Here is a 2642-nt window from a genome sequence, read left to right on the forward strand (position 1 = left end):
CAGAATCGCCTGCCCGGCAATCAGCTTGCGGCGATCGAACAGGTCGCCCAGCGGCACGATAAAGAACAGGCCGAGCCCATAGCCGATCTGCGTTACCGTCACCACGATGCCAACCGAGGCCGGCGCGATAGCAAAATCATGCGCCATGGCGTCGAGCAGCGGATGGGCGAAATAGACATTGGCAACGCTCAGGCCGCAGGCGATGGCGAAGATCAGCGCGGTCAATCGTGACAATCCCGCAGGCGGCGGCGCCACCCGAGGCGGCCCATCGGATTGCTCGAGGCTTGTTGCACCGCTGTTCACCACCTGCATGTTCATGTCTGCTCTCTCCATAAAAGGTTTCAACTTGAAACCTCTTGCTGGATAGGCAGAACAGTTTTATGTTGCAACCGAAAATCGAATGCTGGACCAACGACTGCCATGGTGAAACGAACGAGCCACCACGAAGCGGATTGCCTCATAGCGCGACCACTGGACGCGATTGGCGACTGGTGGTCGCTGCTCATCGTGCGTGACGCGTTCGACGGCTTGCGGCGCTTCGGCGAATTCCAGAAGAGCCTCGGCGTCGCCAAGAACATCCTGTCGTCGCGGCTGCGCAATCTCGTCGCGCATGGCATCCTCGAAACGGTCCCGGCACCCGACGGCAGCGCGCACCATGAATATGTGCTGACGCAAAAGGGACGCGGCCTGTTCTATGTCCTGGTTGCCCTGCGGCAATGGGGCGAGACCTACTTCGCCGGACCGGGCGAACCCTATACCTTCATGGTCGACAATCTCACCGGCCGGCCGATCAAGCGCCTGGAAGTCCATGCCGAGGACGGGCGGCAGCTTGCCCCCGGCGAAACCCGGCTTGCCGACTTTCGCAACCGCGAAACCGGTTAAGAGCTGCTGCCTGCCAACAGGCGTGGCGGAATCGATTTCCGCTCGACCAGACAGGGAATCGGCTATCGTTTCCTGCAGCACAGAGGGTGGAGTGACCGATGAAAGCCGTCGTCTTCGAGAAATTCGGCGAAGCGCCGACGATCCAGACCGTTCCCGATCCGAAGCCGGCAGCCGATGGCGTCGTCATCAAGGTCGAAGCGACCGGTCTGTGCCGCAGCGACTGGCATGGCTGGATGGGTCATGACGATGGCATCACGCTGCCGCATGTACCGGGCCACGAACTGGCCGGTATCGTCGTCGCCGCCGGCAAGCAGGTCACCCGCTGGAAGGCCGGCGAGCGCGTCACCGTGCCGTTCGCCGTCGGCTGCGGCCGCTGCTTCGAGTGCAATTCGGGCAATCACCAGGTCTGCGAGCATCAGACCCAACCCGGCTTCACCGGCTGGGGTTCGTTCGCCGAATATGTCGCCATCGAACACGCCGACACCAACCTAGTGCGCTTACCCGACGAGATGGAATTCGCCACCGCCGCCAGCCTCGGCTGCCGCTTCGTCACCTCGTTTCGCGCCATCGTCGACCAGGGCCGGGTGACGCCGGGCGAATGGGTCGCGGTGCATGGCTGCGGCGGCGTCGGCCTGTCGGCGATCATGATCGCCAGCGCCATGGGCGCCAATGTCATCGCCATCGATCTCACCGACGAGAAACTGGATTTCGCCAAAAAGATCGGCGCCGTCGCCACCATCAATGCATCTACGACGCCGAACGTGGTCAAGGCGGTCAAGCAGATCACCAATGGCGGCGCGCATATGTCGATGGACGCGCTCGGCCACCCCACCACCTCGTTCAATTCGATATCCAATCTGCGCCGGCGCGGCCGCCATGTGCAGGTCGGCCTGATGCTGGGCGAGCATGCCCGGCCGCAGGTGCCGATGGACAAGGTGATCGCCTTCGAACTCGAAATCCTTGGCAGCCACGGCATGCAGGCCTACCGCTACCAGGCGATGATGGACATGATCCGCAACGGCAAGCTGAAGCCCGAACTGCTGGTCGGCAAGAGAATCAGTCTCGACGAGGCGCCCGCGGCCTTGATGGCGATGGGCGGCTTCGAGGGGATTGGTATTGGAGTGGTGACGAAGTTCTAAAGCGCGTCGCGTTTGAACGGATCCAGGCGACGCGCTTTAGGTCCTTGTTTTTATGCATGTCGTTCTCCCAAAACCGGGGCCACTTTTGGGCGACATGCATTGGGCGAGGACGGCACCGTCGTCAGGCGATCGCGCGTCGTGGCAATTCCTGCTTCGCGAATCGCTTGGCGCCTACGACGCAGAGCACGACGCCAAGCGTGACGACCACCATCAGCGGGCTGACCTGCTCGTGCAGCAGCGTCGCTGCCAGTGCCAATCCGAAAAATGGCTGCAGCAGCTGCAACTGCCCGACCGCGGCGATGCCGCCTTGCGCCAGCCCGCGATACCAGAACACGAAGCCGATCAGCATGCTGAACAGCGAGACATAGGCAAGCCCTATCCACGCCCTGACGCCGACGCCTTCGAACGATGGCGGCATGGTCATCAGCGTCAGCACCAGCATGATCGGCAGCGACAGCACCAGCGCCCAGCAGATCACTTGCCAGCCGCCGAGCTTGCGCGACAGCGCGGCGCCCTCGGCATAGCCCAGGCCGCAGGCGATGATGGCGGCCAGCATCAGACCATCGCCCACCGGCGAGGCCGTCACGCCCTGCGTCAGGGCAAAACCCGCGACCAGCGCGC

3 protein-coding genes and 1 pseudogene are annotated in these 2642 nt (G+C 63.1%); 2 read left to right on the plus strand and 2 right to left on the minus strand.

From position 1 onward, the window contains the following. Window positions 1-318: pseudogene (locus tag EN984_RS30340) on the minus strand (MFS transporter); the annotation flags it as partial. Window positions 319-420: 102 nt separating this feature from the next. Here EN984_RS30340 and EN984_RS30345 point away from each other — a divergent pair. Together EN984_RS30345 and EN984_RS30350 are read left to right on the plus strand one after the other, a co-directional pair. Continuing rightward, entirely contained in the window at window positions 421-882 is a 462-nt protein-coding gene (locus EN984_RS30345; RefSeq protein ID WP_127271974.1) for a helix-turn-helix domain-containing protein, read from the plus strand. A gap of 98 nt (window positions 883-980) precedes the next feature. Then, window positions 981-2021 (plus strand): zinc-dependent alcohol dehydrogenase family protein, encoded by a 1041-nt coding sequence (locus EN984_RS30350; RefSeq protein ID WP_127258661.1) that lies wholly within the window; start codon window positions 981-983, stop codon window positions 2019-2021. A gap of 121 nt (window positions 2022-2142) precedes the next feature. Here EN984_RS30350 and EN984_RS30360 read toward each other — a convergent pair. Beyond that, a partial coding sequence (locus EN984_RS30360; protein WP_164765752.1) for a DMT family transporter occupies window positions 2143-2642 on the minus strand: 500 nt, incomplete at its 5' end.

It is taken from the genome of Mesorhizobium sp. M7A.F.Ca.CA.004.12.1.1 (genome assembly GCF_003997835.1).
In the GTDB taxonomy this organism is placed as follows: domain Bacteria; phylum Pseudomonadota; class Alphaproteobacteria; order Rhizobiales; family Rhizobiaceae; genus Mesorhizobium.